This is a genomic window from Methanolobus sp., from assembly GCF_030682845.1.
Classification (GTDB): Archaea; Halobacteriota; Methanosarcinia; order Methanosarcinales; family Methanosarcinaceae; genus Methanolobus.
On record NZ_JAUXNK010000056.1, the window covers coordinates 1 to 26,090 of the forward strand.

The following is a 26,090-nucleotide window of genomic DNA, read 5'->3' on the forward strand; positions in this document are numbered from 1 at the left end:
CCCTTCCTTCAGGGAGGGGAGGTTCACCATTCCAGTAAAACAGTTATATCAACAGGTCATTCTTAACTTGACAATTCTTAACTTGAAATATAAGGTGTTAACATGAGCAAACCTGAACTATTGGATTTTAGTGCAACGTGGTGCGGACCCTGTAAGATGCAGAAGCCCTTCCTTGAGAAAGTAAAGGAGGAATTGGGGGATAAAGTTGAAGTAAAGGTCATCGATGTTGACCAGAATCAGGAACTTGCATCAAAATATGGCATTCAGGCAGTTCCAACTCTTATCATCCTGAAGGATGGAAATCCTGTAAAGCGCTTTACAGGTGTCACGACAGCAGGTGTTCTTATCGAAGAGCTGAAAAAGGTGCTTTAAGCGCCTTCCTTTTTTACAAAGAGTTCATATATTTTTGCTACAGTTCCTTTTTTTGAATAAGCGTAAATACTATGAGTTTAATCCCTGTTCGAGGAATACGGATATTGCAGGAAATGATCGATCTTGGGGTAATGGTCTTCAGGCAGAAGAACACCAAAGGTACATTCAAGCCTCATCTTTCCGTTAAGTTCAGGTCCTGCGAGGGAGAACTTGTCACTTTTTCCATAGATACCACCAGGAACCCTGCAAAATATGTTCAGCCTGACGCCTATCTTATTACTCATGCGCATTCTGACCACCATGGCATGTCCGCCATGCTCTCAGAACGCGCCGTCTGTTCTGTTAAGACGGCCCAAGCTCTTGAGATCAGGCATGACCGTGCCTACAAAGGCAGAACAATGGAGATTGGCAGCTCCATTGAAGTCAGTGGTGTCACAATAACTGCCTATCCTAATTTTCATACAGTGGGATCCACATCCTTCTACTGGGAGAACGAAGTTGGTACTCGTATCCTGGTCACGGGGGATGTTAAGGATGCTTCCCTGCTGCCCAAATGTGATGTGCTCATTACCGAAGCCAACTATGGGGACCCCGGGGATGCAACATGCTATTTTGATGACGATATCATAGGTTTCAGGAACATCCTGCAGGACAACGCCTGCCTTGCCTTTGGAGCATATGCCTTCGGTAAGGCCCAGAGGGCTGTGGGATTACTTAGAGGCCTGGGGTACAACGGTGCAATAGCCATGGAAGAGAAGTCCCTTGCCCTGACACGCTACCTGCTTGAAGATGCAGGCGACATCATCGGGCTGGGAGAGGCATGTGGCGACTCTATCTGTGTCGTGCCTCCCTGGGACCTTGACAAGCTTCCCATGAACATGTCCAAGTATGTGATGACAGGCAGATGCGATTACAGGTATCCTACCATACAGATAAGTGATCATCTGGACGCAAGGGGGCTGACTGGCATGGTGCAGGCTATGGATCCGGAGTTCACGCTGGTCTATCATCCGTCAGGGCACAGGCCCGGCAGGTTCGCCAGTCACCTTAGGGGACTTGGCTTTAATGCCATTTCTCTTGATAAGGTGAATAATATATTGAGCAATGATTTTATCTAGTTATGACATATTACCCTGCGCGGGATAAAAGTTTATATAACTACCAGCTTTCTATAGTATCCACATTATCCAAGTTGTTCCAGGAGATTGTCAATTGTCAAAATCGTCCAAGAGAAAACAAGCGCTTGCTCCTTCTGTCCCTTCCATGGAAGAGCCCGTTGATTCAGGGGCGGCGCAGCCAGATACAGGTGCAGGTGCCGTGAAACCTGTTATCAAAGTAAAGACCCCCGAGGAGAGAAAACAGGCACACATAGAGGGTATAATAAAGACAGCAGTTGCATCGATCATTGGTATCATAGCCGGTATACTGGCTTACACTCAGTTTGGTGTCGGTGATGAGATAAAGTGGTATGCAGTACTCATTATCGTTGCTGCTCTTGCATATTATGCACAGAAGTTGATTTTCCCGCTCATTAAGATCGATACCAAGGAGTTCGGTTTCAAGGATTGGTTCTTTGTTGAGTTCCTCGTCATAGATTTCTGTCTTGTGACATGGACGCTGCTTCTGAATTGATCATCTCTTTTTTGAACATGCACCTTATTTAAATGTCAGGGATCCCACATGCGAATAGCCATATTGAACAAGGACCGGTGCCAGCCAAGGCGCTGCAGTCATGAATGTGAAAAGTACTGTCCCAGGGTAAGGACAGGGGATGAGACCATCGTTTTCCCGGAAGGTGGTGGAAAGCCGATCATCTCGGAAGAGCTCTGCGTAGGTTGCGGTATATGTATCAACAGGTGCCCTTTCGATGCTATTATGATCATCGGCCTTCCGGAAGAGCTGAAAGAACCCACTCACAGGTACGGAGCAAATGCCTTTGCGCTTTATGGCCTGCCGGTTCCTCAGGTGGGCAGGGTCACAGGTATCCTGGGTCCTAACGGCATCGGAAAAAGTACGGCGGTGCAGATACTCTCAGGTGCCCTTATACCAAACTTCGGAGATGGCGCAGGTAACTGGGAAAATGTGCTCCGGCATTACGCGGGCACAGCTCTGCACGATTACTTCAGTGACGTGGCTGACGGCAATACGAAGGTCTCCCAGAAGCCCCAGTATGTGGATATGATCCCCAAGGCCTTTAAAGGGAAAGCCAGTGAACTGCTTGACAGGACCGACGAGCGTGGCGTTCTCGGGGAACTGATAGAAAGGCTTGGCCTGTCACCTGTAATTGACAGGAATATATCCGAGCTTAGTGGAGGAGAACTCCAGAGAGTAGCCATTGCAGCATGTGCTGCAAGGGACGCTGACTTCTATTTCTTTGACGAGATCAGCCCATATCTTGACATCTACCAGCGCATTAACTCCGCCCAGCTTATCCAGGAGATAGCCAGGGATAAAGCTGTGCTTGTTGTCGAGCACGACCTGGCAATCCTTGACATGCTGGCGGATGTTGTGCATGTGGCATACGGGCAGCCGGGAGCCTATGGTGTCGTAACATATCCAAAAGGTGTGCGTATCGCAATCAACCAGTATCTTAAGGGTTACCTGCCTGAGGAGAATGTGCGTATCAGGCCCGATGCCATAAAGTTTGAGGTGCATCCCCCGCGTGTAGGATCAGATATTGCGACCCTGGTAAATTACGATCATTTTTCCAAGAAATACGGGAATGGTTTTTCTCTTGAGACCGATGGTGGCTCCCTTAAACAGGGTGAAGTTCTCGGCATAGTCGGACCCAACGGTATCGGTAAATCCACTTTTGTAAAGATACTGGCCGGAGAGGTCGAGCCGGATGAAGGCAAGATGGACTTGGACATCACTATTTCCTATAAGCCTCAATATATCAAGCCTGATGTCTCCATGCAGGTGCAGTACTTCCTGCGTGGCATCTCCCGCAAGTTCGATACAAGCTATTTCCAGTCCGAAGTAGCCAAACCCATGCAGCTTGAGCCCCTTTATGAACGTGATCTTAAGGATCTCAGTGGTGGAGAGCTCCAGAGGGTAGCCATTGCGGCCTGTTTGTGCAGGGATGCAGATATGTATATCCTTGACGAGCCAAGTGCCCACCTGGATGTCGAACAGCGTTCCATGACTACCAGGGTGATCAAGAGATTTGCCGAGAACAGCGGCAAGACTGCCATGGTGGTTGACCATGACATCTATATGATAGACATGCTTAGCGAACGTCTGATTGTCTTTGAGGGCGAGCCTGCAGTCTCCGGTAAGGCTCACAACCCTTTCAGCATGCAGGATGGCATGAACAAGTTCCTGGCGAACCTGCATATCACCTTCAGGCGTGATGAGGATACCTCCCGGCCCAGGGTTAACAAGCCAGAATCAAGGCTTGACAGGGAGCAGAAGGCCAGCGGGGAATATTATTACCACAATATCGAGTAATAATAATTCTCTCTATTCCTTTTTTGTCATATTTGTCTCCCTTTCGCGAAATATATAAGTACATGCGGGTCTCATCAAATATGGGAACTGGAACAGTGGCTGATAAGCATACATGTCAAATGAGCGGCTGCTGTATCTGTATATGAAGGAGTGTGAGTTATGTTATCAAAGATACCGGTGGACCTTTCCAAAGTCGATCAGAAGGATATAAATAAAGAGATATTAAGGGCGGCAATAGTTGCCGAGCTGGATGCCATCAATCTCTATGAGCAAATGGCAGGTCTCACTGACAACGATGAAGTAAAGAGGGTCCTTATGGATGTTGCGCTTGAAGAGAAGACCCATGTGGGCGAGTTCCAGACTTTGCTGTTAAGAGCTGATGAGCAGCAGAAAGAGGAACTCAAGGCAGGGGAAAAAGAGGTCGATGAGGAGCTTTCAAAGTAAGCCAGGGGGTAAACATGTTATCAGAGATACCTATCAACCTGCAGATGGTGAATAAAAAGGACCTTGATAAGGAGATAATGAGAGCTGCCATGATTGCAGAACTGGATGCTGTGAACCTGTACGAATCAATGGCTTCGCTCACTGACAGCGAAGATCTTAAAGTGATCCTCCTGGATGTCGCCAAAGAGGAAAAGGTCCATGTAGCGATGTTCCAGACAGTGCTCATGGAAGTTGACGGGGAATACCTGAAGATCATGGCAGATTACGCTCTCGGAAGAGGGAGGATGTGATTATCCGGTTGCCTGTAGGCACTAAAAATCATTTTTCACCCAGCTGTCACAAGCCGGGACATTGATACGAATGCATATAGCTGTCAAGAGGCAGCTATTCATGAGAGTTTCTTTGCACCGGAATAAGCATCGTAGATATTGTAAAGCCAGAAGATCGCAAGTATTATAAGAGTGACTAACAGATGTCCTGCAATTATCAGGGTGAATGCAATGGCAAAGAACAACAGTCCTCTGTTCATATTTCCGTTGTTCAGCTGTCCAAGACCCGGAAATACCAGTGAATAGATGGCCGACTTCCAAGGGATCGGCTTTTGCTGCCTGGTGCTTCTACTTCCTGTATCATCTGTCCTGATATTCTGCTCATCTTCCAGATAGATTCCCCCAATTGGCTTTTATCTCCCATAGTATTTTATCATTTGCCTGATGGACCTTGTTTAAGAAATACTTCCTTTATCTTGGAGGTAATATCATTACCATCTTTATGGGCTCCCTCAGATGCATCTGAGGCCTTTATTTCTTCTTTTCTTCTCTTTCCTTTTGTAAGGTACCAGGTAAGGAATTCAGTATAGAGGATAATTCCTGTCAGTGTTGACCACATCATTAGAAGTATATGGAAATTGTTGACAGGCACCAGGCCTTTGGCAAAAAGGAAATGCTCGTATGAGAGGAAAGCCACAGATGTGCCGGGCATTATGATAACTGCAAACAGAGGCACAGCTACCAGGACCAGCATCGCCAGCCGGGATGATATCTTTATAAGTATGAAAAGCACGGTGAGTGCAAAAGTGATAAAAAGCATCGCACACCCTATAAAAGCCAGAATCTCCATTCAAATCCTCCTTCCGTTTTGTTTCATCTGTAAACACCCCTGATAGCTAAATACATAAGAGCCGGTATGATCGCAAGCAATGAGAACAGGGTGATAAAAGCAGATAACAGGAAGCCGGCAGCCTCAATGCGTGTAAGCTCAGCATTTCCAGTGTCCGGGGTTTTGCTGGTCTGTGCATTTACCGAACTTGGCTTTGCTTCATTGCTTATCTGATTGTTTTCAGTAGTGAGCACATCATCGATGTAGATCACAGGAGTATCGGAAACTGCAATGTACTTTTTTCCCTCCACGTCAGTGCAATCTGCCCTGGCAGCAGGTAACATAACGTTTCCGGCGGTTCCGGCCTTTACAACATAGCTGATCTTCTTTGATGCACCTGCTTCAAGGTCTCCTTCCCATAAGAGCTGGCCTGAAATCAAGGCAAGCCCCTCGGGAACACTGTCAACAAGGGTAATGCGGACATTGCTGTTTCCTGCATTCAATGCGGTTACAACTATCTCGGTCATCTCTCCGGTATACAGGTAGCTGGAAACAGTACTCTTCTCAACAATGACTTTCGAGCCCCTGACGATGAAAGCATCTGTAAGGGGGCTGGATTCCATAATATATGTTTCTCCTTTGTCGTTCCACTGAGCCGTTGCAGGCCTGAAGGTGAAACTGCCTGCTTCAGTTGGCTTTGCAGTATAGCTGATCACTTTTGTAGCACCAGCATCAAGCAACACTGTCCATTCCGTTCTCTCCACGTCTTGAGGGATCATTGATGATGGCAGTTCGTCCCGTACTTCCAGAGTTGTCCTGTAACCTGCCGTGTTCTTAAGTGTGAGCGTTATCATGAAATGCCCGTCAGTTCCCATTTCACTGTCCTTTGGGGATTTCCTGACAGCTTCCACCTTTTTCTCGATAGAGATGTAGGGCCTGACCTGTACTTCAAAAGAGGCTGGCTCTGAGTATGCGTTACCCTTGTAATCATATCCTGTAACCTGGGATTCTATCAGTATGTTCCTGGTGACAGGAGTTACAGGGGTTCTGACAGGCACAATGAACTTCTTCACTTTCAGCGGATCAAGAACTGCCTGCTGGAGCTTTGGTTCCCCAACCACTCCTGCTGAGGAACCGGTGGTCATGGTAATGCCATGCAGTGGAATAGTGCCGCTATTGGTGAGAGTTAATACGTACGATATATCCTCATTTGAGCCATAGACTATCTTATCTGTCAGGATATCGACTGTTAATGCGGGCGCACCCGGCCTGAAAGTCTCAATGGATACATCTCTGGTGTTTTGATTGATATAGATGACACGGACCATGAACTCACCGGCGAATTTCCTGTAGCTGCCCGATTGGTATGTTTCTTCAAAAACACCATTCTTACCTTCTATGCTGACAAGAGCACCGCTCTCACCAACCTCTTTGAGTTTAATACGGTAACTGCCATCCTCCAGTGTGTCACCAGCTTTCATGTTTGTTTTCGGCACGCTTGTGACCCATACCCTTTCCGATTTCTGTTTGTATGTCTCCAGTGAGACAATGCCCGAGTTAATACCAAGGACATTGATCTTCAGTTCATTATCATATACTTGCTCGCTGTTTGCAGAGGCATCCATAAAGAATGATCTCTTGAAGTCCCTGTTGCGGTAAACAAGAACTATGGCAGAAGGTTCAGCACTATCCATATCTACAGAATGTACTTTAACTGTGAACCCTTCGAGTTCCGCTCTGTTCCCGGCAGCAAGTTCGTAGGTACCCTGGAATATCCATAGGCTCTCATACTGGATATCGTAGGCACTGACCGGATATACTAAAGCGGATAGCATTGCGATCGCAAGGATCAGGACAACCAGTGTTCTCACAGCCATTTGGAGCATATATGTATTTTTATCTTTTAATTGTTTTTATATGTATTTTTCACCGTGGCAACTGTAAGCATGCACAGCGCCAAGGCCACTAACGTATAGAGGCCAACCCAGAGGGCTGATTCGGATGCACCTATACTATCGATCGAGAGTCTTGTTACAAGATTGAGCGGTGAATTTGTGAACAGGTAGGAAGCCATGAACAGGAAGATGAGCACCATGGAATACAGAAGCTGGGCAACGCCTCTCTCCCTGAATATGGCCGATATGATGCTGCTCGTCAGGACAAGTATCAGCCCGATAAGCGTGACCACGAGCAGTATCGTGAAGAAATTCATGATGGATATCCCGTTCATACTCAACAGCAGCATCCAGGCAAGAGCCTGCAGTGGCACAATGGCGACCGCAACAAGCACCTTCCCACTCACTATCTCCAGCATGGACGCAGGAGTGACAAGCAGTAATTCCATTGTCTTCCTTTCAAACTCCTCGGTAATGAAATCAATAACAAGCCCTCCTGAAATGAACGCTGGCGTAAATACCAGCAGTGGGAGCAGTGCAACGAAAATGAACTCGAAATAAGTGGATGAGGTCTTTATACCTCTCTTGTTGATGTTGATCTCTAGCGGGGAATATCCCGGCAGGCGCTGGGTCCTTATATCACGCACATGCTGTTCGAACTTCTCAAGTGGCTCTTTTAACTGAAGTGATATCAGGGTAGCCTTAATTTCCGACTTGGGAAGATATATATCCACGTTCAGTATATCCGTCCCTTCCGGGGGGCCGGGAGGGGCTATTACTATGGCGTCGACCTTGTGTTCATAGAAGTCCCCGTAAGCAGGTGTCAGGTCACTGTACAGGCGGGTATTGATCTTACTTTCCTGAAGCAGCTTGTACAGTTCATTTTCTTCAGTTCCGACAACTGCAACGCTTATACCCTGCATCTCTATATCACCCATGATCGTGGGATCGTAGAACGAAGTGAGCCCTATGACAAGAAATGTTGAGAATGATGCTATGAAAAGCTGGATCAGTACGGAAAGCATGAACGTTTTCTCACGCATGAGCTCGCCTACTTCCTTTTTAGCGATACTCCTTACTTTTTTGCAATATCTTGCACGCTTAGCCAAAAAGAACACCTCTCAGAATGAAAAGATTGTATGCGCTATGGACCACGGTTGCCAGTATCACTGAGAGCAGATATCTCCTGGTACCAAACCTGTACATTACTATCGAACTGACCGCAGCTGTCGAGATGTGCAGCAGGAGGGGTATTAGCAGGAGTGTTCCCATTGTCATCACTGCGCCGAACGCGGAACTTGCAATAGGAGCCAGAGTAAGGACAGCAACTGCCTTTTCTCCCACAAAGAAACCTGTACCTGAAAGGACAGCAAGCCTGAAGGCGTTTCTCATAGTGACCAGCTGAAGCTTTCTTTTGAAGATTGTGTATATTCCGGCTGATTTGACCAGTTCTTCTGCCATCGCAGAAAGTGCTATCATCACGATGACAGAATGCGGGGCCGGCAGGTTGAACAGCATGACTATCAGCATTAGTTGCGTCATGTAAACGAACGGGATGAAGATAATGCTCAGCAGGAAAACAGAGCCGTATGGGTTCAGAAGGAAAATCTCCAGACAATCTGTTATCTTCTCTGATACTGCTTTCTGTGTGAAGAGGTCCTCTTCCCTGTATATATAGGTCCCGAATAAAAAGGCGGAAAACGCGACAAAATAGAATGGCAGGGTTGAGAACAGATATGTGCCGATCAGCAGGGTCTCGCCCTCTATAAGGCGGACTATAAGAGTGATCGGGGAGATTGAACTGATGGCGTGGATATTTGTAAACATAGCCGGGAAGAAGAGGTATCCGGAAATCATCACTGACAGGAAGACGCTTGTGAAGGTCAGTTCCTTGAAGCTCCTTGAAAGTATGGCGCCGAAAAATGAGAGCGCGAAGAAAAGAAGCACAACCGGCAGTATTGCTGCAAGAATCAGTAGTGAGCTCTGTGCTGTCCTTATATCCGCCGGGATGCCCATGATATACAGGGTGATGACAGCCTGGATGAGAAGAGTGACAAGAATGTAGGGTAATGTTTTACCGATGACTATATCTCTGCTGGACAGAGGTGCTGCAAGTATGAGCTCCCCTTTTTTATTGGTGCGCTCATCCATGATACTTGTGGAATAGAACTGCGAGATGAAGTATATGGGGAATATGAACAGGAAAGCATAGAGTATCGCCGTGAATGGAATAGGGGGTGAGAAGAAAGATGGCGTAGAGAGCGTCTGCTTCTGGAAGAATGACCTTGCTTTGTAATCGTCAAGATCGCTGATGTCCTGCGGAAGTGTGAATGAGGAGCCTGCATTGAGGTATTCTGTAGTTATCTCTCCTTTAGGGTAACCCTGGTGGGACCGTTCATTGGAGCCACTGTCCCTGCCTGTATCCAGGCTGCCGGCAGCACCCTGTGCACTTAATAGCTGGAAGTTCTGAGGTCTCTCAATATCGTGTACAGTGACCCACACCGGATGGCTGTTGTTAATATCATCGTAGGAAGTAAGTACGATCTCACGATATTCCTTGACTGTGTTCTCCAGTGCACTTCCGGCAGCAGCTGACTTGGGATTATCTCCAAGATATACATTATTTCCGATAATTACGAAATCTGCGCCGTACATGTAGAACTGGGTTGCATCATATATTGTGACAGGCAGATAACTGAATCTCTGGTCACTTTCAAGTATGGGGCGAAGTGCAGGTTCTGTAGATGCCGCAGTGTATATTTTCTGGTTCATGCTCATCTGTGTCTGTGCGGCTGCGAAGGATGCTGCTATGACCAGTGCCAGGGTAAGTGTCAGCAATATGGCTGACCTTGAATCGAATTTGAGTTTGGACCTGAAAAACTCCCATTTTGCTATCGTAAACCATCCGGACATCACTTTTTATTAGTAATTTATTATATTAATATGTATGTAGTTATTTGGGTATTAGGGGTCATTGTTATATTATATGGGGAAGTCCCATAGTCAATGTCACGTGTATGCCAGTCCGCAGGGTCCGCGTTGATGTTGGAATAAGTTACGGAACAGATCTTGGCAGGCCTGTCAAAAATGACCTTGCCATTGCTATACATAACGCTTTCAACAGGGAAGGCATAAACATCCCGTTCCCGAAGATGGATGTACATATCAGGAATAACCCCGGCTATAACAAGACACTGATTAAGATGGCAGTAAATGCACGGTTGCCACGAGCAACCGTATCTCTATTTTTATAACATCACTTATATATCGTGAAGTATATTCTGTTAGTGTGGAACAGAATATCATCGAAGTGGAAGGACTCCGGAAAGAATACGGGGATTTTGTTGCAGTCGAAGACCTCAGTTTCTCTATCTCGAAAGGAGAGATATTCGGAATAGTGGGTCCCAACGGTGCAGGCAAGACAACCACTTTGAAGATGCTGAGCGGTCTTGTCAGGCCAAGCAGGGGCACTATTACGATGAAGGGACTGGACATCGGTCGGGATGCTGTTAAGATCAAATCCTTCCTGGGTTTTCTTCCCGAAGAGTCACCTCTGTATGAAGGCATGGAAGTTGATGATTATCTGATGTTCTTTGCGGAGCTCTATGGCGTCGAAAAGAACGTCGCCAGGAAAAGGATCAATGACCTGCTTTTTGATCTTTCTCTCAACGCTGACGGCAAGAAGATCGGCGACCTCTCCAAGGGTATGAAGCGCAAGGTTGCCATCGCCCGCTCACTAATAAATGACCCTGACGTCCTGATATATGATGAACCGTCATCAGGCCTTGATCCGATGACCTCCAGGTATATCACGGATTACGTGCGCTCTCTCAAAGGGGCGGGCAAAACGATCATTTTCAGTGCCCACAACCTCTACCAGGTTGAAAGCCTGTGTGACAATATCCTTATCATGAAGAACGGCAGGCTCATTACTCTGGGGACGGCAGCCGATATCCGCGAGGAGTTCGGGCGGATACAGTACCGGCTTGAGTTCAGGGTAGACAATATCGATGATTATGGCCTTGCCGAACTGAAAAAGACTGATGATGGCTATGTTGTTATCACCCACGATATCAGCATTATTAACAATACCACCAAATGGGTCGTGTCAAAAAGCGGGGATATCGTTGAGATGCGTACGATAGTACCGTCACTGGAAGAGATCTTCCTGGAGCTGATGGGAGTTGAACTGTTCGTAGATTGATCTGGCTGGCAAAGCGATTTTTTTATATACTATTTGTTGAGTATGCAATTGTTGCATTAGCAACAAATAGAGTGGTTATTTGACTTCTTCACTTAAAAGCACAGACTGCCTCGCGCCAAGAGGTCACCAATCCATCGGAAGAGACGCATTCCTGTTCTCCAGGGAGATCCATACCTTCATTGCAAGAGAACTGGAGCCATATGGTATAGGCAGCGGACAGTTTCCTTTCCTGATGCGCCTGCTTCACAATGATGGTATCAGCCAGGAAGTCCTTATAAGGGACCTGAATTGTGACAGGGCCACAGGTACCAGAGCTATTAACAAGCTGGAAGAGAACGGGTATGTTCTCAGGGAGACAGATCCGCAGGATAAGCGTGCCTACAGGGTATGCCTGACTGACAAATCCCGGCAGCTGGGGCCGGTAATTAAGCAGATGTCCGTGCTGATCAATGATATTGTATTTGATGGTTTCACCGGGGAAGAAAAAATCCTTTTCGTTCAGATGATAAAGCGGGCCATAGGCAACCTATCCCGTGAGAACGATGCCAGGAAGGCCGGCAAATGAAAGAGGGAATTGAAGCAGGCACATCCGGTCTGCAGACAATGGCAGGGGATCCTAAGCAAGCTATTCTTAAACTGGGCCTGCCGATGATGTTTGCGATGTCCATCCAGACCGTGTATAATCTGGTGGACACTTTTTGGGTGTCAGGCCTGGGGTCTGATGCACTTGCAGCAGTAGGTTTTGTTTTTCCATTCTTTTTTGCCTCGATAGCCATCTCCACGGGACTTGGCGTAGGCGGAGGCTCGGCCATATCCCGCAGGCTTGGTGCAAAAGATAAGCAAGGGGCTGATAACGTTGCAGTGCACACGATGATCATAATGCTTATTCTATCACTGCTGTTCGCTGTCCCGCTGTTCCTTTTCGCTGAGAGCATCTTCATTTCCATAGGTGCGGGAAGTACAACAGATATGGCAACTTCATACGGGAAGATTCTCTTTGCAGGTACTTTATTCATATTCTTCCCCAACGTTGCAAATGCCATCCTCCGCAGTGAGGGAGACACTAAAAGAGCCATGAATGCCATGATCCTGGGGTCCGTACTGAACATCATACTGGACCCGATACTGATATACGTGCTTGACATGGGTATAGCCGGTGCTGCATGGGCGACCGTGATCTCTCTTGCTGTCACTGCTGTCCTTATGTCCAACTGGCTCTTTTTCCGCAAGGACACCTACATATCTTTTGATTTCAAGGACTTCAGCTTCGATAGGGGTATCCTGAAAGACATTTTCAGGGTGGGTTTTCCGGCATCTGTCCAGCAATCCTCAATGGCTTTGATGATGCTTGTCATGAACATGATACTAATAACAGTCAGTGACACTGATGGGGTGGCTGTCTATACAGTCGGCTGGCGTGTTGCTACTATTGCTATCGCTCCCCTGATGGGAATCTCGACAGCCGTTGTTACTATGAGTGGATTTGCGTATGGGGAGGGGTCTTACAGTAAGTTGTCTTCTTTACATCTTTATGCAACAAAGATATCCTTCCTTGTGGAAACAGCCATAGCTGCCCTTACTTTCATCCTGGCTCCTCAGATAGCTTATGTTTTCACAATGTCAGAAAGTGCTTCCCACATCACCGGCGATCTGGTGATATTCATCAGGATCATATGCCTGTTCTACCCCATGGTCTCTCTTGGAATGCTCTCGTCATCGCTCTTCCAGGGAATAGGTAAGGGTGTGAATGCACTTATCGCAACTATTTTGCGTGCTGTCATATTGGTTCCCATTTTTGCGGCACTTTTTGCTATATACCTCGGACAGGGGCTTGTTGGAATCTGGTGGGGTATAGTGGTTGGAAATGTCCTTGGATCACTTGTGATCTTCATCTGGGCAAGGCTGCATGTGGAGGCCTTGCTAAAGAAGGAATCTGGTTTCAAGGCTGCAGAGCCGGCCTAAATCATACTTGGGTGATACTGTCTTTACACGTTCTTCTATGTCTGCATTCCTTACGTGGATCCGGTCTCCCTTAAAAATCTATTTAAAGCAGTCGTGATAATTACATGTGATTAAACACAAATACTTGATGTTTGTTATTCAGTGATGCCGCTAACCTCATAAACTCTCAAATTGAACCGCACTTGACTTGAACAATTCCAGTTTACATCTAAGAACGATGAAATGAAGGTGATAGTATGGGACAGAATACTGGAACAGAACCCCCTGTAAAAATCGATCAAGAGGAATGTGAGCCTTTCCTTCATGAAGAGGCTGTACTCTTGTTGGAGACTTCCGGCGGTGAGAAGATATACAGGCATAAGGGATCCATTGTTGTCATGCTCCCGGATGGCAGAAGCACCCTCACGACCTCATGGGTCGGCGGCGGATACAGGGAAGACCTTCAGGCTGTCTTCAATCATCATGTTCCCAGGAATAAACATTCTGCAAAGGAACTTGAAGGCGGCAGTATACCTGCTTATATCGATTTCATTTCCACAGGATTGGGGCTTGATCCGGGGAGGTCCTCAGGATTGCTGACAGCAGCCTGTATGGAGAACGCTGCCATTGTCACGCGCTCTTTCAGGGGTGTTGAGGTAACTGCGGTTGTCACTGCAGGTATCGAGATAAATGGTGGGAGGGTGGGCGACCCTGCCTCATACTACGAGGAAAATGGTACTTTCCAGTTCATACCGGGCACGATCAACACGATACTGCTGGTCGGTGCAAACCTGTCCCAGCATACGATGACGAGAGCTGTTGTCACAGCAACCGAGGCAAAGACCGCGGCTTTGCAGCAACTCATGGCCCCAAGCCGTTACTCCCAAGGCATTGCCACCGGGTCAGGCACTGATATGATCGCGGTGATTGCAGACCGGACAAGCCCTTACTGTCTGACGGATGCCGGTAAACATTCCAAGCTGGGGGAAATGATAGGGTTGTGTGTGCTTGAGGCGATAGTCAAGGCACTTGAACTGCAATCTGAAGTGACAGCTCTTTCCCAGAGGGATATGCTGGTACGCCTTGAGAGGTTCGGTGTTGACGAAGCCACGTACTGGAAAGCGGCTTCGAGGATCGAAGGTCAGAACCGTAAGGCCGGATTTTTAAGGGCACTCAGGGATGCTTCCAGGAACCCGTCGCTTGTGGGAAGCACATGCGCCGTCCTGCATGTGATGGATGAGATATCCTGGGGGCTTCTCCCCGAGACTGCCGGAAGGAAGGCTGCAATATCAATTATGAAGGGCCTGCCGGAACTGGTGGGATATAATGGGGTTGTGCCGCTGGATGATCTGCTGGACGAAAAGGACTCCATAATGAACAATTGGGTTGGGATCACTGCATGGCTGATCAAGAACGGAAAATGTAATTGCATGCCTCAGGTATTGACTGAAAGTGAAAAGGAAGATTGATGAAGGAACTGATTAATCTCTCGACTTATAAGATCGAGATGGATATATTTGACTCTGACTGGGGAAAGGTGGAAAGTTTCCTGGATCGGCACCAGCTTGACGGAATAGAGCTGTATGTGGACCAGTCCCCACTCCCTGATGGCATCCCTGACCGCCTTATACAGGGGGTGCATCTTCCTTACTGGATGGGGCGGCATAGGGCCTGGATGGACAATGATGCCTTCTCTTGCGGAATGGATGAATCCGAAAAGATATACCTTTTCGGCGGACTCAGCCGTGGTGAAGTTGTCGGGAATTTCCGCAGGGCCATGGAGAATGCGCATTTCCTGGATGCCGCATATGGAGTGTTCCATGTTGCCTATGTGGAGCTTGAACATGTGTTCACCCGCTCCTTCGATTGCACTGACAGAGATGTGATGGACACAACTGCAGCCTTTCTCAATGAGTCCGTTTCCTCTTTTCCCGGAGGGGAACCGCCTGTGCGCCTCTTCTTTGAGAATCTCTGGTGGCCGGGACTCACGTTCCTGGATCCAGGCGCTATAACATACTTTACTGAACAGCTTGATTTTGACAACTGGGCGTTTGTGCTTGATGTTGGGCATCTCATGGCTGCCACTATGCGGTGCAATAAAGAGGAAGATGCCGTGGATACGATCCTGGAGGTGCTTTCAAAGCACTCTGATGACATAGTGGATAGAATCGAAGGAATGCATTTCCATTGCAGCATCTCCGGTGAATACATGCGCGCATGCTTTGATATGGATATACCCGAAAACTTCGATAAAATGCCTTTCTACGACCGCCTGGGTAAAGTTATGCAGGTCGTTGAGAGAATGGACCAGCATATGCCTTTCACCGACGAGAGATGCTCTGAGATCGTTGACTATGTTTCTCCCGACTATCTGACACATGAATTCATACTTCACGACCTGCAGTCAACTGAGCATAAGCTCAGGACTCAGAGGGATGCACTGAACAAAGGAATGCGGAAAATATCAAAAACGTGATCCGGTTGCTTTTACGGGCTCAGTGAGGTATGATCTCTCTTCTCACGGAGTATCCATTATCAGGAACATATTTATATAAGTCTTTATATCCCTTATATTTATGAGCATGCCCGATAACAACGATATTGAAGACCCTGAACACCTGGATCGTCTGAAGCTGTTCAGTGCTCTTGGAAGTGAGACCCGCCTCAGGATGCTGGAAAAGCTGACCGAGGGCGAGATGCATATCTCGGAACTTGCCAGGGAGCTTCAGATTTCTGTCCCTGTCGCAGCAAAGCATGCTAATATCCTTGAAGCTGCCGCACTTATCCAGCGCAAGGTTTACGGTAAGACGCACGTTCTTAAATTGAACAACAGGAATCTCTTCAATGCCCTTGACATGTTCGCGCCATCCAAGACCGTTGAGGTCGAGAAAGGTGCTACATTGCTTGAAGCAATAAAGAAGGTGGCTGTAGTCGAAGTCCGGAATATAAGGGGTCAGGAGAATGTCGTTTCTACGAATGGTGAGGAAGGCTTCTTCGTTTACGAAGTTAATGGCGAATTCTCTGACAAGACGGTGAACAATTTCACCTTCGATAAAAACTCCACAGTCATGTGGAAAAAGCTTGAACCCGTTAGCATCCTGAAGGTCAAGGTCAGGGTCAGGGATAAAGATACCAGGAATTAAAGACCAAGACTATTTGAGAGTTAAAGCATGCTAAAGCAGGCTGTTATTCTCTCATTGTCATTAATTCGTATTCATTCTTTTTTCTTACTTTCATTTCGTATCTATTTTGCATTTATAGATCTCTGGAATACTTTCACCCCGCATGGTTCCAGCTTATATATTCCGGAAAGGCAATTAGTATGCAATGATAAATCGGCACACTGCTAACGAACATCACTTTACTCTCACGGAAAGGATGAAAATACTCTCGGAGGGGACAAAGTATGATAGTTGCAACCAGAGTGCGGTGTGTCATGCCTTTGGTCCTGACGGAAGATGCATACAGCTCTACAAGACCCTTCTTACGAATGCATGTGCTGGTGAGTGTACATACTGTCCCAACAGGTGTGGCCGTCATTCCACGCGCACTTCCCTTACGCCGGAAGAGATAGTAAAGATCACTTGGTCCTTTTACAGGAGAAATGCAGTTGAGGGACTGTTCCTGTCTTCCGGGATAATCGGAGATGCCGAAAGGACCGCGGAAAAGCAGCTTGAAGTTGCAAAGCTCCTGCGCAGTCAGGGATTTACCGGGTACATTCATATGCGTGTGATGCCGGGAACCCCTTTGTACCTGCTTGAGGAAATTGCGGACTACGCCAACAAGTTCGGTGTGAACGCCGAAACGACCAGTTCAGTTAACTATTCGGAGATATGTCCCAATTTCGATTACACCAGCGATGTGCTCCAGCGCCTCAAGTGGACAAGGGATCTGATAAATAAGAAACGGCGGGAAACTGGGTATGGGGGGCGAATTATTGGTGCCAACGACACACAGTTTGTCGTGGGGGCCCTGAACGAACCTGACAGGGAGATAATCGGGACCGTGGACAAGTTCATGGTGGAGTATGAGCTGAGACGCCCTTATTTTATGAGCTTTGACCCGGTCCCTTCCACGCCCCTTGAAAATAATCTTCCCTCGCCTAAATGGAGGGAGATCCGGCTTTATCAGACATCCTATCTGCTGAAAGACTATGGCCTGAAAGCTTTTGATTTCGATGCTGTTTACGATGACAATGGCTTCCTTCTGGACACCGACCCCAAGCTCCTTCTGGCGATGTCGCATCCGGAGCGGTTCCCGGTGAACGTGAACTCTGCAAGCAGGGATGAACTGTTACTTGTGCCGGGGATTGGTCCGGTAAGTGCGAACAGGATAATCCAGTCCCGGCCCATATCTTCCGAGAAGGAGCTCATGCGTATGGGCATTGTGGTCTCAAGGGCCAGGCCTTATATAGAGATCAATGGTCGCAGGCAGACAAATCTTTCTTCTTTCATGGGGGCAGGCGCATGAGTCCGCAGATGATAGCTTTTAAGGATAATGTGGAAGGAGTGCTCCTTGCATGTCATGAACTGGTTCAGCGCCCTGATTCGGAACTTCTTTTTGCAAAGGATATGGATGAGCTCAGGAGCAAGATCTCTTTCTCCGGGATTGAATATGACCTGAAGGCTGTGGGGTTCAGGCCAGTGGCAAACTGTTCTGTACTTGTGCAAAGTCTTCTTGGTAAAAGGAAGAGCCGCATGTCCGGAAGAGACCCGGACGTGGAAGGCTATATCCGCCTGGTCCTCCGTCATTCTTCATGCGAGCCTACAGAACTGGTTCGTTTCATGTACTCATGTGAAGGCAATGCAGATATGTTATATTCCGGCAAGACTCCCACAGGCAGGAAATATTATAATTATATGTGTGATGTGTCACGTTCCTATCACAGGTTGTCCATGTTCGCGCGGCCTGACTTTGTGAACGGCATACTTTCGGTGAAAGTAGATTCTCCGCACCGGATTGGCGATATGTTCTGCCGCTGGCTCGCAGGAAAGAATCCGGACCTTCCTGTTGCTGTCCTGGAAAAGGAAACTGCCTGGATCGGCAATGGGAGGTACCTGGGCCTTGAGAATTTCACGCATATTCGCTCCTCTTTCTTTGAGAGCCTGAGATTTTCAAGGGAATCGGATGATGTTGATGACCTTTGGGATGTCTATTATGATTCTCAGATGATACCAGTGAGAAGGAATAAAAAGCATGCTCAGCATCTGCAGCCCAAAAGTTCATCCGCCATTAGTGAGATGTCCGCACGGGACAGGTATAAGGTGGAAAGAGGCATCTCGAACTGCACCCTTGACAATTTTACCGGTTAATTGTTTATGTTTAAAAATGAAAGGTAGTTTTCATGTCGGTTGATATCAGGAGCTTACGTGATATACCCCGCATCGGGGACAAGATGGCCAAGCGCTTTATAGAGCATTTCGGTAGTGAGAGTCTGGCTATCGAAGCTATAGTAAGTGGCGATATTGCCAGCATTTCCCAGGTGGAAGGCATGGGACAGCGTTATGCGATCTCCCTTGTACACGATGTACAGTCGAAAAAAGATGGTGTCACAGTCTCTGATCTATTAAAGACCAGAGAAGCGATGGATGTGTATGAGAAAGTGCTTGATCTTGTGAAAGGTTTTGCCCATACTTCCTATGCCAGGGATAAAATTAACATTTTCATTCCTTATCCCTCAAGCCGATCAGATATCATTCTGGAGATGCGCAGGTCAGTATCTTCCTACATGGAGACTGCAGCCCTCCTGCAGGATGATAAGGAAATAATATGTCTGCTCACTAAAGTAAAACAGCTCAATTTGAAATTCACAATCCCTAAGGTGCGCGACAGGGTGGTCATAACAGCGGAGCAGAAGATGTTCGAGTATGCCAGGGAAAGGTTTGGATCTATGCTGGATGTGCATCTGGCAAGGTCCCTTTCAGAGTTTATTGATACTGCAAGGGGTTATTCCCATGTTATTGCAGCTGATGACACTTACATGGCCTTTGATTTTCCTGAAGATGTCAAACCTGAGTTTTTGTCTGACCTGAAAAGTGCCGGTAACTGGCAAATTATCCCGGAGAAAGATATATCGGTATTTGCCAAAAACCTTGAGAGCATCACCTGTTCTATACAGGCAGTGCAATTGCTCCGCTCAAAGGGTATTAAGTTCTGTGCTGGTATTCCCGACAGTGATCTGGTAAAACTTGCTTCTGTCCTGTCAGTGATAGATGAGAGCGGCAATATAACCGCGGGTACGGACAAGGAGGTTGACAGACTGCGCTCTGCCACAGCTGGCATTGATCAGTGTGTCAACGATGCCGTGAAGAATGCCAATTCAAAACTGGATGAAAGTCTTCTGAACAGTGAGTTCACACTGCGCGGACAGGAAATGCTGAAAGTGATGAAAGGGTCGGTGGAACTGAAGGAGCTTGTCGGGAAAAAGCTTCGTACATCCTATCATGCCGTTGTAAAGGAATGTGCCAGCGAGATATGCAGCACGCTGAATTTGGAAAAGAAAGAAACCATCTTTATAGACTCATTATTCCCGGAAGAGATTACTCATCCGCTTGAGACTGACCGCGAGCAACTGACTGCCTTTAAACAGCATCTTGAGAAAAAGATCCTCAAAAGGCAGCTTGAGCACAAGCGCGAGGTTTCTAAGGTGCTTGCATCCTCTCTTGGAGTCGTCAGGGACATGGTACGGGAGGTGCTGGACTTCGATGTTGGTTTTGCTATCGGGTGTTTTGCATCCGCTCACTGCCTGATCATGCCGGAAATAGTTGAAGGCCCTGGTTTTGGTTTTGAAAAGGGAAGGAACATGTTCATTCTTGCCAGGCATGGAAAGGTTGTCCCGATAGACTATTCGGTAGGTGTGACCAGTTTCAGTCCGCAGGGTGATGCAAATCGAGTTGTGCTGCTCAGCGGGGTGAACTCAGGAGGTAAGACCTCCATGCTTGAACTGCTTGCACAGTCAGTCATCCTGGCACATATGGGCTTCCCGGTGCCGGCCTCTGCCTTTGAGATATCCTTTACTGACGGGATCTACTATTTTGCCAAATCAAAGGGTACCCTGGATGCAGGAGCCTTTGAGACAACATTGACCGAGTTTGCCGTGGTTGCTGATGATTCCAGTAAGCTTGTGCTGGTGGATGAACTTGAATCAATAACCGAACCAGGAGCTTCGGCAAAGATAATAGCCGGTATACTGGAAGTGCTGACAGAGAATAAGCAGAGTATGGCTGTGTTCGTATCTCACCTGTCAGAACTGATACTGGAGAATACGAAAAGCAGCATACGTGTGGATGGCATTGAGGCCAGTGGGCTTGACGCCGACCTCAACCTTATTGTGGACCGAAGCCCCCGGTATAATTACATAGCAAAGAGTACGCCTGAACTCATAGTAGAGAGGCTTTCAAAGAAAACGAGTGGCAGGGAACAGGCTTTTTATGCAAAACTGAGGGAAAAGTTCAGGTGAGCTGAACTAGAGTGTTCCCTTTGTGCTCTTTATGCCCTGTCCCTCAATAACTGTGGCTCTCTTAAGGGCGTATGCGAATGCCTTGAAAAGTGCCTCTATCTTATGGTGATCATTATCTCCGTAGACGCTTGCATGCATGTTGATCTTTGCATGCTGGGCTATGGATTCGAAGAAGTGCCTGACCATCTGGGTACTGAACTCGCCTACTTTTGGAGATATGAATGCCGCTTCAAGTACCAGGTAGCTGCGTCCTCCGATGTCTAGAGCCACACTTGCAAGCGCCTCGTCCATAGGAATACGGGCCTCGCCGAATCTGGCAATGCCGGCCTTGTCCTCGAGGGCTTTTGCGATTGCCTGTCCCAGGACGATGCCTGTGTCTTCTATGAGGTGATGGTCATCCACGATAAGGTCACCCTTTGCCTTAACAAGGAGATCGAAGCCGCTGTGTTTTGAGAACGCTGTGAGCATATGGTCAAAAAACCCTATGCCAGTGTCAATGGTAGATGAGCCGGTTCCATCTAGGTTGAGTTCGATGCGGATGTCAGTTTCGCTGGTCTTGCGTGAAATATTTGCCTCTCTCATGGTGCACCCCGTGTTTATCAATTTCTACAATTATTCTATAATTATATGTCTTTTTCAATAATAGTTATCGCTTCTGCCAGTGTGAACTTGCCTGTATAGAGGGCGCTTCCGACAACAACAGCTGAGGCGCCTGTCCTTTTGATGGCTATGAGGTCTGCAAGGCCTGTGACTCCACCTGACGCAATGACAGGGACGCTGACGGACTTTACCAGTTCCTCAGTTGGTCTGGTGTTAACACCCTGCATAAGCCCCTCGGTATCTATGTTGGTGAAAAGCAGGCTACCTGCGCCCAGTTTCTCGAACTTGATCCCCATCTCGACAGCAGTGTGCTCGGATTGTTTTTTCCAGCCTTCGATGGATATCTTTCCGTTGCGGGAGTCAAGAGCGACGTTGACACGTTCACTGCCAAATGAATCTGCCAGCTGCTTTACGAGTTGGGGATCATTGATGGCAGCAGTGCTGAGTATCACCCTGTCAACCCCAAGCCTGAGCAGGCCTGCAGCATCCTCAAGAGAACGGATGCCTCCTCCTACCTGGATGCTTATGCCCGCCGGCTTACACTCTTTAACTATCTCTTCTATGATGGGAGCGTTGTGACGTGCACCATCGATGGCACCGTCAAGGTCTATAAGGTGAAGGGTCCTTGCACCCTGGGATACCCAGTCCTTTGCAACTGCCACAGGGTCATCAAGGCTTACAAGTTCGCTGCCGGGTACGCCCTGCACAAGCTGGACGCATTTACCATTTCTCATATCTACCGCAGGGATGATCTCAAACGTCATGGGAACACCTAAGGCATCATCCTTTCGATAGGCACAACAAGTATGTCTTTTGCCCCGGCTGCTTTAAGCTCGCTCACTGTTGCGAATATCATGTCTGACTGGACCACGGCATGGACCGCCAGCATGGCTTCATCAGACTCTACTTTCATCACTGTGGGACCTGCAAGTCCCGGAAGTACCTTCTTGACCTTCTCAAGGCTTTCGGCAGGTACGTTCATCATAAGATAGCGTTTTCCTTTCGCACACAGTACGCTTTCAACAGCGGTCTTTATCTGGCTGATCTTGCCATCCTTGTCCATGCTTTTCTTGTTCGCTATCAGGTAAACTGAAGAGGAGAATACCTTCTCTATCATTTTGAGATGATTGGTGACAAGGGTGGTACCTGAGCTTGAGATGTCCACTATCGCATCTGCAATGCCGACATGCGGTGTCATCTCACATGCACCACTGACCTTTATTATTTCTATTCCCACGCCTGCGTTCTCGAAGTACTTACGGGTTATATTTGGAAATTCCGTAGCCACACGCATGCCTTTAAGCTGCTCTGCGGATGTTATGGACGAATCTTCAGGGACCGCCAGTACAAGATTGGCACTTCCGAATTTAAGGTCCAGCAGCACTTCCACGCTGGCATCTGTTTCGTTTATCAGGTCAAGCCCGGTGATGCCCACATCTGCTGCCCCGTCCTGGACATACTCGGGTATGTCTGCAGCCCGTGCGAAAAGATATGTTATTTCGGGATCAGTGGTTTTTGCAAAAAGCTTCCTTGTGCTGCCTTCAAGCACAGGGAGTCCCGCTTCCTTGAGCAGGCTGACTGTTGGGTCGTGCAGGCGCCCCTTATTGGGTATAGCAATACGTATCATGTATGATCCTTCTGGTAAAAGTGAATGACCGGATATTTGAACTTTTGATAAGTTATACAGTTACCTGATGCTGTCCGGCGATGTTCGGTTGTTATTTGGAATGTTCTCTCAAAGTCCTTTATATGATATAGATTTCACGCTGATGGAAGTATCCTTACATATTGCTTATATGCATAAATAATTACCTGTGGTAATAATGATTAATGGATAATATTATATAATACATGGTTAGTTCATACAGAAAGAATACTTAATTATTTGTCCGATTATCTATTCTTATAATGTGTTATTTAACTCACATGAGGATATAAAAATGATGCGTAATATCAATGTCGAACACCTGATACAAACGCCTATTGAAAAGCAAAAGATCGAAATTGTTGAGAGAAAGGGTATTGGTCACCCTGACAGCATTTCAGATGGTCTTTCGGAGGCAGTGAGCCATGCATTATGCAAAGAATACATCAAGAAATGCGGTTTCGTATTGCACCACAATACCGATGAGACGCAAATAGTGGCGGGCAGGTCCAGCCCGAAGTTCGGTGGCGGAGAGGTCATCCAGCCTATATACGCCCTGCTTGTGGGGAGGGCTACAAAGGAGTTCGAAGGTGTGGAGATACCTGCAGAGGCAGTGGCTCTTTCAGCTGCAAGGAATTACATTCGCAGGACTATAGTCGATCTTGACCTTGAGAGGGATATGATCATCGACTGTAAGATGGGCACGGGCTCATCTGATCTTAGGGATGTGTTCAACAGGGGTAAGGTTCCGGTTGCAAACGACACTTCATTTGGTATCGGCCACGCTCCCTTCTCGGAACTTGAGCAGATAGTCTATGAGACCGAAAGGAAACTTAACACAGACCTGAAAAAGAAGATCCCAGGAATAGGTACTGATATTAAGGTCATGGGACTTCGGAATGACAATGATATCACTCTGACAATGTGCTGCGGAATGGTCGGACGCCACATCGATGATATGGACCACTATATCAACATCAAGGAAGAGATGGTTGAATATGTTACCGACCTTGCTATGAGGCATACTGAGAGGAATGTGTCTGCTTCCCTGAACACGGGTGACAATGAGTGCTGTGGTTCGGTCTTCCTGACAGTTACAGGTACATCCGCTGAGATGGGCGATGACGGTTCGGTAGGCCGCGGTAATCGCTGCAACGGTCTTATCACTCCGGGCAGGCCGATGAGCATGGAAGCCACCAGCGGCAAGAATCCGATAAACCATGTTGGTAAGATCTACAACCTGCTCTCTACCCAGATGGCCAGGGATGTCGTAAAGGCTGTGCCTGAGGTGCAGGACGTCCACATACGCCTGCTGTCCCAGATAGGCAAACCCATAGACCAGCCTCTTATGGCAAGCGCCCAGATAATCCCCCAGGACGGCGCGAATTTTGCATCCATCAGGACGGAAACCGAGGCTGTCATGGATGAATGGCTGGCCAATATCACCAGGATCACCGAGATGCTCAGCAGGGGCGAACTGGACACCTTCTAAGCAGGCTCCAGTTTCTTCCTGTATATATCTGAAGGCACTTCGGCAGAGGTGCCCAATCACAACTCTTTTTTTGTATACTTTCTTGTCTCTGCTGTCAGTTTGTTCTTACCGGGCTTATCACTGTCTTACTTCACCCGTCTTTCCAGGATCTAGCAGGTTTTGCGGCGAAAGAGATAAGTACGATTGTGCGTATTGGAGTGTTGCATCGCACAGCAATGCCGTGACGATTCATGGTTTGCAAGACCCGCCTTAACTCAGTGGTAGAGTGCGCGGCTGTAGTATGGTTCATGTGACTTGTTCACACATACCGCGCAGGCACCGCGATGTCCCCGGTTCGAGTCTGGGAGGCGGGACTTCCAAAACCAGAAAAAGGTTTATATGCTAAGAGTTCCTTTTAGGGGTGCTCAAAAGCGATAACCTCCGCGTGTCCGAATAGTGTAGAGGCCTATCATGAAGCCCTGTCGAGGCTTCGACCCGGGTTCGAATCCCGGTTCGGGCGCTAAACGTTAAATCCCGGTTTTTCCGGGATTGTTTTTTTTATATTTTATCTCTTCTAATGTCAATTATGGAATATTCCGGCTTTTCTGGAATCTTTAATTAATCAAGGTGTTGTATACTGCTTTGCCAGTACGATAATCACACATAGCCATGTGAAGCTAAATATTAATAAGAGAGCTCAAATTTCAACACCATTAAAAGATGGTTCATTAACAAAACTTCGTATCGATGTTAATATTAAACAAGGTTTAGGTTAAATAAATACAGGACTAACTACTTATTGCGGGTCGTGGGGGAATGAGCCGTAAATTGGGAGTGGATTAGTTGAGAGATGTTGGGGAACATCTCGGATTCGTCAGGAAAGAGGCGCCTAAAATTGTGGTGGTTTCCGGCGCCTCATTCTACCTACACAAACGGGAAATTTGTGTGAGATTGGTTGGGGATATTGGGGAATATCTCGGATTCGTAAGGAGAGAGGTGCTTTAAAGCGTGGTGCTTTTCCAGGCACCTTTATCCTGCCTTCTCAACCTAGCTCAAAATGGATTTCTTATTATAAATCATTCTCGTAATCGAAAATATTTTCCTGCAGGGAATATTTTGATTAAAGTTCCGTTATTGTTATTGAATCCTTCAGGTAGTATTCAAAGAGCTCTTTTCCCCATTCAATTGCAAATGGGTTGGAGCATAAAACCTCACTGTTATCCACTTCCCCCGTATCCTTGAACAGCTTCATGAAGAAGAAGTAGTCATTGTATGCAAAGGTCAACAGGTTACTTTTTTTAGGATAGACAAATAGGTTAAATAAATCGTTCTCTAGAAGCTTTGCAAAAGAGGGATCCGGTTGATTCTGTAATTTCAGTACTTCGCTAAATTTACTTCCTCCTTATCCCCACGCTATTGAATTACCTTAAACATTGCACTACTAACTGAATTCTTAACTTTCTTCTAAGCCATTCTTCAACAAACAGAATGAATCTAGCAAACCTGAACTT

At 47.2% G+C, this 26,090-nt stretch carries 27 protein-coding genes and 2 tRNA genes; 20 read left to right on the forward strand and 9 right to left on the reverse strand.

The window, feature by feature from the left end:
• Nucleotides 1-102: 102 nt before the first annotated feature.
• The 6 genes from Q8J68_RS06660 to Q8J68_RS06685 all read left to right on the forward strand — a co-directional run bounded on the left by Q8J68_RS06660 (nt 103) and on the right by Q8J68_RS06685 (nt 4,556).
• Nucleotides 103-372, forward strand: a complete 270-nt coding sequence (locus Q8J68_RS06660; protein ID WP_305310742.1) for a co-chaperone YbbN — start codon at nt 103-105, stop codon at nt 370-372.
• A gap of 113 nt (nt 373-485) precedes the next feature.
• Complete coding sequence (locus Q8J68_RS06665) at nt 486-1,490, forward strand: MBL fold metallo-hydrolase (RefSeq protein ID WP_305310743.1); 1,005 nt, start codon at nt 486-488, stop codon at nt 1,488-1,490.
• A 94-nt stretch (nt 1,491-1,584) separates the two neighbouring features.
• On the forward strand, nt 1,585-2,004 hold the full coding sequence (locus tag Q8J68_RS06670; RefSeq protein ID WP_305310744.1) for a hypothetical protein: 420 nt from the start codon (nt 1,585-1,587) through the stop codon (nt 2,002-2,004).
• Between the two features lie 48 nt (nt 2,005-2,052).
• Nucleotides 2,053-3,822 carry a ribosome biogenesis/translation initiation ATPase RLI gene (locus tag Q8J68_RS06675; RefSeq protein WP_305310745.1) on the forward strand — a complete coding sequence of 590 codons (1,770 nt, stop codon included), beginning with the start codon at nt 2,053-2,055 and terminating at the stop codon, nt 3,820-3,822.
• Between the two features lie 159 nt (nt 3,823-3,981).
• A complete protein-coding gene (locus tag Q8J68_RS06680) occupies nt 3,982-4,266 on the forward strand; it encodes a ferritin family protein (RefSeq protein WP_305310746.1) in 285 nt (94 codons plus the stop codon).
• A 14-nt stretch (nt 4,267-4,280) separates the two neighbouring features.
• Entirely contained in the window at nt 4,281-4,556 is a 276-nt protein-coding gene (locus Q8J68_RS06685) for a ferritin family protein (RefSeq protein WP_305310747.1), read from the forward strand.
• 98 nt (nt 4,557-4,654) lie between these two features.
• Here the strand turns inward: Q8J68_RS06685 and Q8J68_RS06690 are convergent, their stop codons facing one another.
• The 5 genes from Q8J68_RS06690 to Q8J68_RS06710 all read right to left on the reverse strand — a co-directional run bounded on the left by Q8J68_RS06690 (nt 4,655) and on the right by Q8J68_RS06710 (nt 10,172).
• Complete coding sequence (locus tag Q8J68_RS06690) at nt 4,655-4,795, reverse strand: hypothetical protein (RefSeq protein WP_305310748.1); 141 nt, start codon at nt 4,793-4,795, stop codon at nt 4,655-4,657.
• A gap of 173 nt (nt 4,796-4,968) precedes the next feature.
• Entirely contained in the window at nt 4,969-5,385 is a 417-nt protein-coding gene (locus tag Q8J68_RS06695) for a hypothetical protein (RefSeq protein WP_305310749.1), read from the reverse strand.
• Between the two features lie 23 nt (nt 5,386-5,408).
• Nucleotides 5,409-7,241, reverse strand: a complete 1,833-nt coding sequence (locus Q8J68_RS06700; RefSeq protein WP_305310750.1) for a hypothetical protein — start codon at nt 7,239-7,241, stop codon at nt 5,409-5,411.
• Between the two features lie 26 nt (nt 7,242-7,267).
• Nucleotides 7,268-8,368 (reverse strand): ABC transporter permease, encoded by a 1,101-nt coding sequence (locus tag Q8J68_RS06705; RefSeq protein WP_305310751.1) that lies wholly within the window; start codon nt 8,366-8,368, stop codon nt 7,268-7,270.
• Entirely contained in the window at nt 8,361-10,172 is a 1,812-nt protein-coding gene (locus Q8J68_RS06710) for an ABC transporter permease (protein WP_305310752.1), read from the reverse strand. Before Q8J68_RS06710 ends, Q8J68_RS06705 begins: the two co-directional genes overlap by 8 nt.
• A gap of 104 nt (nt 10,173-10,276) precedes the next feature.
• On the opposite strand from Q8J68_RS06710, the gene Q8J68_RS06715 reads away from it, so the two are divergent.
• The 10 genes from Q8J68_RS06715 (at nt 10,277) to Q8J68_RS06760 (ending at nt 20,863) form a co-directional block, all read left to right on the forward strand.
• A complete protein-coding gene (locus Q8J68_RS06715; RefSeq protein WP_305310753.1) occupies nt 10,277-10,513 on the forward strand; it encodes a hypothetical protein in 237 nt (78 codons plus the stop codon).
• Nucleotides 10,514-10,548: 35 nt separating this feature from the next.
• On the forward strand, nt 10,549-11,463 hold the full coding sequence (locus Q8J68_RS06720) for an ABC transporter ATP-binding protein (RefSeq protein ID WP_305310754.1): 915 nt from the start codon (nt 10,549-10,551) through the stop codon (nt 11,461-11,463).
• Between the two features lie 79 nt (nt 11,464-11,542).
• Nucleotides 11,543-12,028, forward strand: a complete 486-nt coding sequence (locus Q8J68_RS06725) for a MarR family winged helix-turn-helix transcriptional regulator (RefSeq protein WP_305310755.1) — start codon at nt 11,543-11,545, stop codon at nt 12,026-12,028.
• On the forward strand, nt 12,025-13,425 hold the full coding sequence (locus tag Q8J68_RS06730) for an MATE family efflux transporter (protein WP_305310756.1): 1,401 nt from the start codon (nt 12,025-12,027) through the stop codon (nt 13,423-13,425). The genes Q8J68_RS06725 and Q8J68_RS06730 overlap by 4 nt, the downstream gene beginning before the upstream one ends.
• A gap of 236 nt (nt 13,426-13,661) precedes the next feature.
• Nucleotides 13,662-14,873: an adenosylcobinamide amidohydrolase gene (locus Q8J68_RS06735; RefSeq protein WP_305310757.1), complete on the forward strand. Its 1,212-nt coding sequence runs from the start codon at nt 13,662-13,664 to the stop codon at nt 14,871-14,873.
• On the forward strand, nt 14,873-15,880 hold the full coding sequence (locus tag Q8J68_RS06740) for a sugar phosphate isomerase (RefSeq protein ID WP_305310758.1): 1,008 nt from the start codon (nt 14,873-14,875) through the stop codon (nt 15,878-15,880). Before Q8J68_RS06735 ends, Q8J68_RS06740 begins: the two co-directional genes overlap by 1 nt.
• 100 nt (nt 15,881-15,980) lie before the next feature.
• Complete coding sequence (locus Q8J68_RS06745) at nt 15,981-16,547, forward strand: ArsR family transcriptional regulator (RefSeq protein ID WP_305310759.1); 567 nt, start codon at nt 15,981-15,983, stop codon at nt 16,545-16,547.
• 184 nt (nt 16,548-16,731) lie between these two features.
• Nucleotides 16,732-17,874, forward strand: coding sequence for a radical SAM protein (locus Q8J68_RS06750; RefSeq protein ID WP_305310760.1), 1,143 nt, complete (start codon nt 16,732-16,734; stop codon nt 17,872-17,874).
• On the forward strand, nt 17,871-18,716 hold the full coding sequence (locus Q8J68_RS06755; protein WP_305310761.1) for a DUF4130 domain-containing protein: 846 nt from the start codon (nt 17,871-17,873) through the stop codon (nt 18,714-18,716). The genes Q8J68_RS06750 and Q8J68_RS06755 overlap by 4 nt, the downstream gene beginning before the upstream one ends.
• Before the next feature lie 32 nt (nt 18,717-18,748).
• Nucleotides 18,749-20,863 carry a helix-hairpin-helix domain-containing protein gene (locus tag Q8J68_RS06760; protein ID WP_305310762.1) on the forward strand — a complete coding sequence of 705 codons (2,115 nt, stop codon included), beginning with the start codon at nt 18,749-18,751 and terminating at the stop codon, nt 20,861-20,863.
• Nucleotides 20,864-20,869: 6 nt separating this feature from the next.
• Here Q8J68_RS06760 and hisB read toward each other — a convergent pair whose 3' ends face one another.
• From hisB to hisG, 3 genes are read right to left on the reverse strand one after another with little or no spacing between them, the layout of a single operon-like run.
• Nucleotides 20,870-21,445 carry an imidazoleglycerol-phosphate dehydratase HisB gene (gene hisB, locus Q8J68_RS06765; protein ID WP_305310763.1) on the reverse strand — a complete coding sequence of 192 codons (576 nt, stop codon included), beginning with the start codon at nt 21,443-21,445 and terminating at the stop codon, nt 20,870-20,872.
• 41 nt (nt 21,446-21,486) lie between these two features.
• Nucleotides 21,487-22,227, reverse strand: coding sequence for a 1-(5-phosphoribosyl)-5-[(5-phosphoribosylamino)methylideneamino]imidazole-4-carboxamide isomerase (gene hisA / locus Q8J68_RS06770; protein WP_305310764.1), 741 nt, complete (start codon nt 22,225-22,227; stop codon nt 21,487-21,489).
• 8 nt (nt 22,228-22,235) lie between these two features.
• The gene (hisG, locus tag Q8J68_RS06775; RefSeq protein ID WP_305310765.1) at nt 22,236-23,090 is read right to left on the reverse strand and encodes an ATP phosphoribosyltransferase; all 855 of its coding nucleotides are present in this window, start codon (nt 23,088-23,090) and stop codon (nt 22,236-22,238) included.
• A gap of 313 nt (nt 23,091-23,403) precedes the next feature.
• Here hisG and Q8J68_RS06780 point away from each other — a divergent pair, with 313 nt between their 5' ends.
• From Q8J68_RS06780 to Q8J68_RS06795, 4 genes are all read left to right on the forward strand, one after another.
• Nucleotides 23,404-24,600: a methionine adenosyltransferase gene (locus Q8J68_RS06780; protein ID WP_305310766.1), complete on the forward strand. Its 1,197-nt coding sequence runs from the start codon at nt 23,404-23,406 to the stop codon at nt 24,598-24,600.
• 243 nt (nt 24,601-24,843) lie between these two features.
• Nucleotides 24,844-24,953 (forward strand) — tRNA-Tyr (locus Q8J68_RS06785).
• Nucleotides 24,954-25,026: 73 nt separating this feature from the next.
• Nucleotides 25,027-25,099: transfer RNA gene (locus Q8J68_RS06790), tRNA-Asp, on the forward strand.
• 323 nt (nt 25,100-25,422) lie between these two features.
• Entirely contained in the window at nt 25,423-25,584 is a 162-nt protein-coding gene (locus Q8J68_RS06795; protein ID WP_305310767.1) for a hypothetical protein, read from the forward strand.
• 115 nt (nt 25,585-25,699) lie between these two features.
• Here Q8J68_RS06795 and Q8J68_RS06800 read toward each other — a convergent pair whose 3' ends face one another.
• Entirely contained in the window at nt 25,700-25,957 is a 258-nt protein-coding gene (locus Q8J68_RS06800) for a transcriptional regulator FilR1 domain-containing protein (RefSeq protein WP_305310768.1), read from the reverse strand.
• Nucleotides 25,958-26,090 lie beyond the last annotated feature (133 nt).

Bases quoted from the DNA above. Each gene is read 5' to 3' on its own strand.
- Q8J68_RS06715 (WP_305310753.1), top strand. From the start codon at position 10,277: ATGCCAGTCCGCAGGGTCCGCGTTGATGTTGGAATAAGTTACGGAACA.
- Q8J68_RS06740 (WP_305310758.1), top strand. From the start codon at position 14,873: ATGAAGGAACTGATTAATCTCTCGACTTATAAGATCGAGATGGATATA.
- Q8J68_RS06760 (WP_305310762.1), top strand. From the start codon at position 18,749: ATGTCGGTTGATATCAGGAGCTTACGTGATATACCCCGCATCGGGGAC.
- Q8J68_RS06695 (WP_305310749.1), bottom strand. From the start codon at position 5,385: ATGGAGATTCTGGCTTTTATAGGGTGTGCGATGCTTTTTATCACTTTT.
- Q8J68_RS06660 (WP_305310742.1), top strand. From the start codon at position 103: ATGAGCAAACCTGAACTATTGGATTTTAGTGCAACGTGGTGCGGACCC.
- Q8J68_RS06780 (WP_305310766.1), top strand. From the start codon at position 23,404: ATGATGCGTAATATCAATGTCGAACACCTGATACAAACGCCTATTGAA.
- hisB (WP_305310763.1), bottom strand. From the start codon at position 21,445: ATGAGAGAGGCAAATATTTCACGCAAGACCAGCGAAACTGACATCCGC.
- Q8J68_RS06710 (WP_305310752.1), bottom strand. From the start codon at position 10,172: ATGTCCGGATGGTTTACGATAGCAAAATGGGAGTTTTTCAGGTCCAAA.
- Q8J68_RS06675 (WP_305310745.1), top strand. From the start codon at position 2,053: ATGCGAATAGCCATATTGAACAAGGACCGGTGCCAGCCAAGGCGCTGC.
- Q8J68_RS06690 (WP_305310748.1), bottom strand. From the start codon at position 4,795: ATGAACAGAGGACTGTTGTTCTTTGCCATTGCATTCACCCTGATAATT.
- hisG (WP_305310765.1), bottom strand. From the start codon at position 23,090: ATGATACGTATTGCTATACCCAATAAGGGGCGCCTGCACGACCCAACA.
- Q8J68_RS06730 (WP_305310756.1), top strand. From the start codon at position 12,025: ATGAAAGAGGGAATTGAAGCAGGCACATCCGGTCTGCAGACAATGGCA.
- Q8J68_RS06745 (WP_305310759.1), top strand. From the start codon at position 15,981: ATGAGCATGCCCGATAACAACGATATTGAAGACCCTGAACACCTGGAT.
- Q8J68_RS06750 (WP_305310760.1), top strand. From the start codon at position 16,732: ATGATAAATCGGCACACTGCTAACGAACATCACTTTACTCTCACGGAA.
- Q8J68_RS06755 (WP_305310761.1), top strand. From the start codon at position 17,871: ATGAGTCCGCAGATGATAGCTTTTAAGGATAATGTGGAAGGAGTGCTC.
- Q8J68_RS06685 (WP_305310747.1), top strand. From the start codon at position 4,281: ATGTTATCAGAGATACCTATCAACCTGCAGATGGTGAATAAAAAGGAC.
- Q8J68_RS06735 (WP_305310757.1), top strand. From the start codon at position 13,662: ATGGGACAGAATACTGGAACAGAACCCCCTGTAAAAATCGATCAAGAG.
- Q8J68_RS06700 (WP_305310750.1), bottom strand. From the start codon at position 7,241: ATGGCTGTGAGAACACTGGTTGTCCTGATCCTTGCGATCGCAATGCTA.
- Q8J68_RS06665 (WP_305310743.1), top strand. From the start codon at position 486: ATGATCGATCTTGGGGTAATGGTCTTCAGGCAGAAGAACACCAAAGGT.
- hisA (WP_305310764.1), bottom strand. From the start codon at position 22,227: ATGACGTTTGAGATCATCCCTGCGGTAGATATGAGAAATGGTAAATGC.
- Q8J68_RS06680 (WP_305310746.1), top strand. From the start codon at position 3,982: ATGTTATCAAAGATACCGGTGGACCTTTCCAAAGTCGATCAGAAGGAT.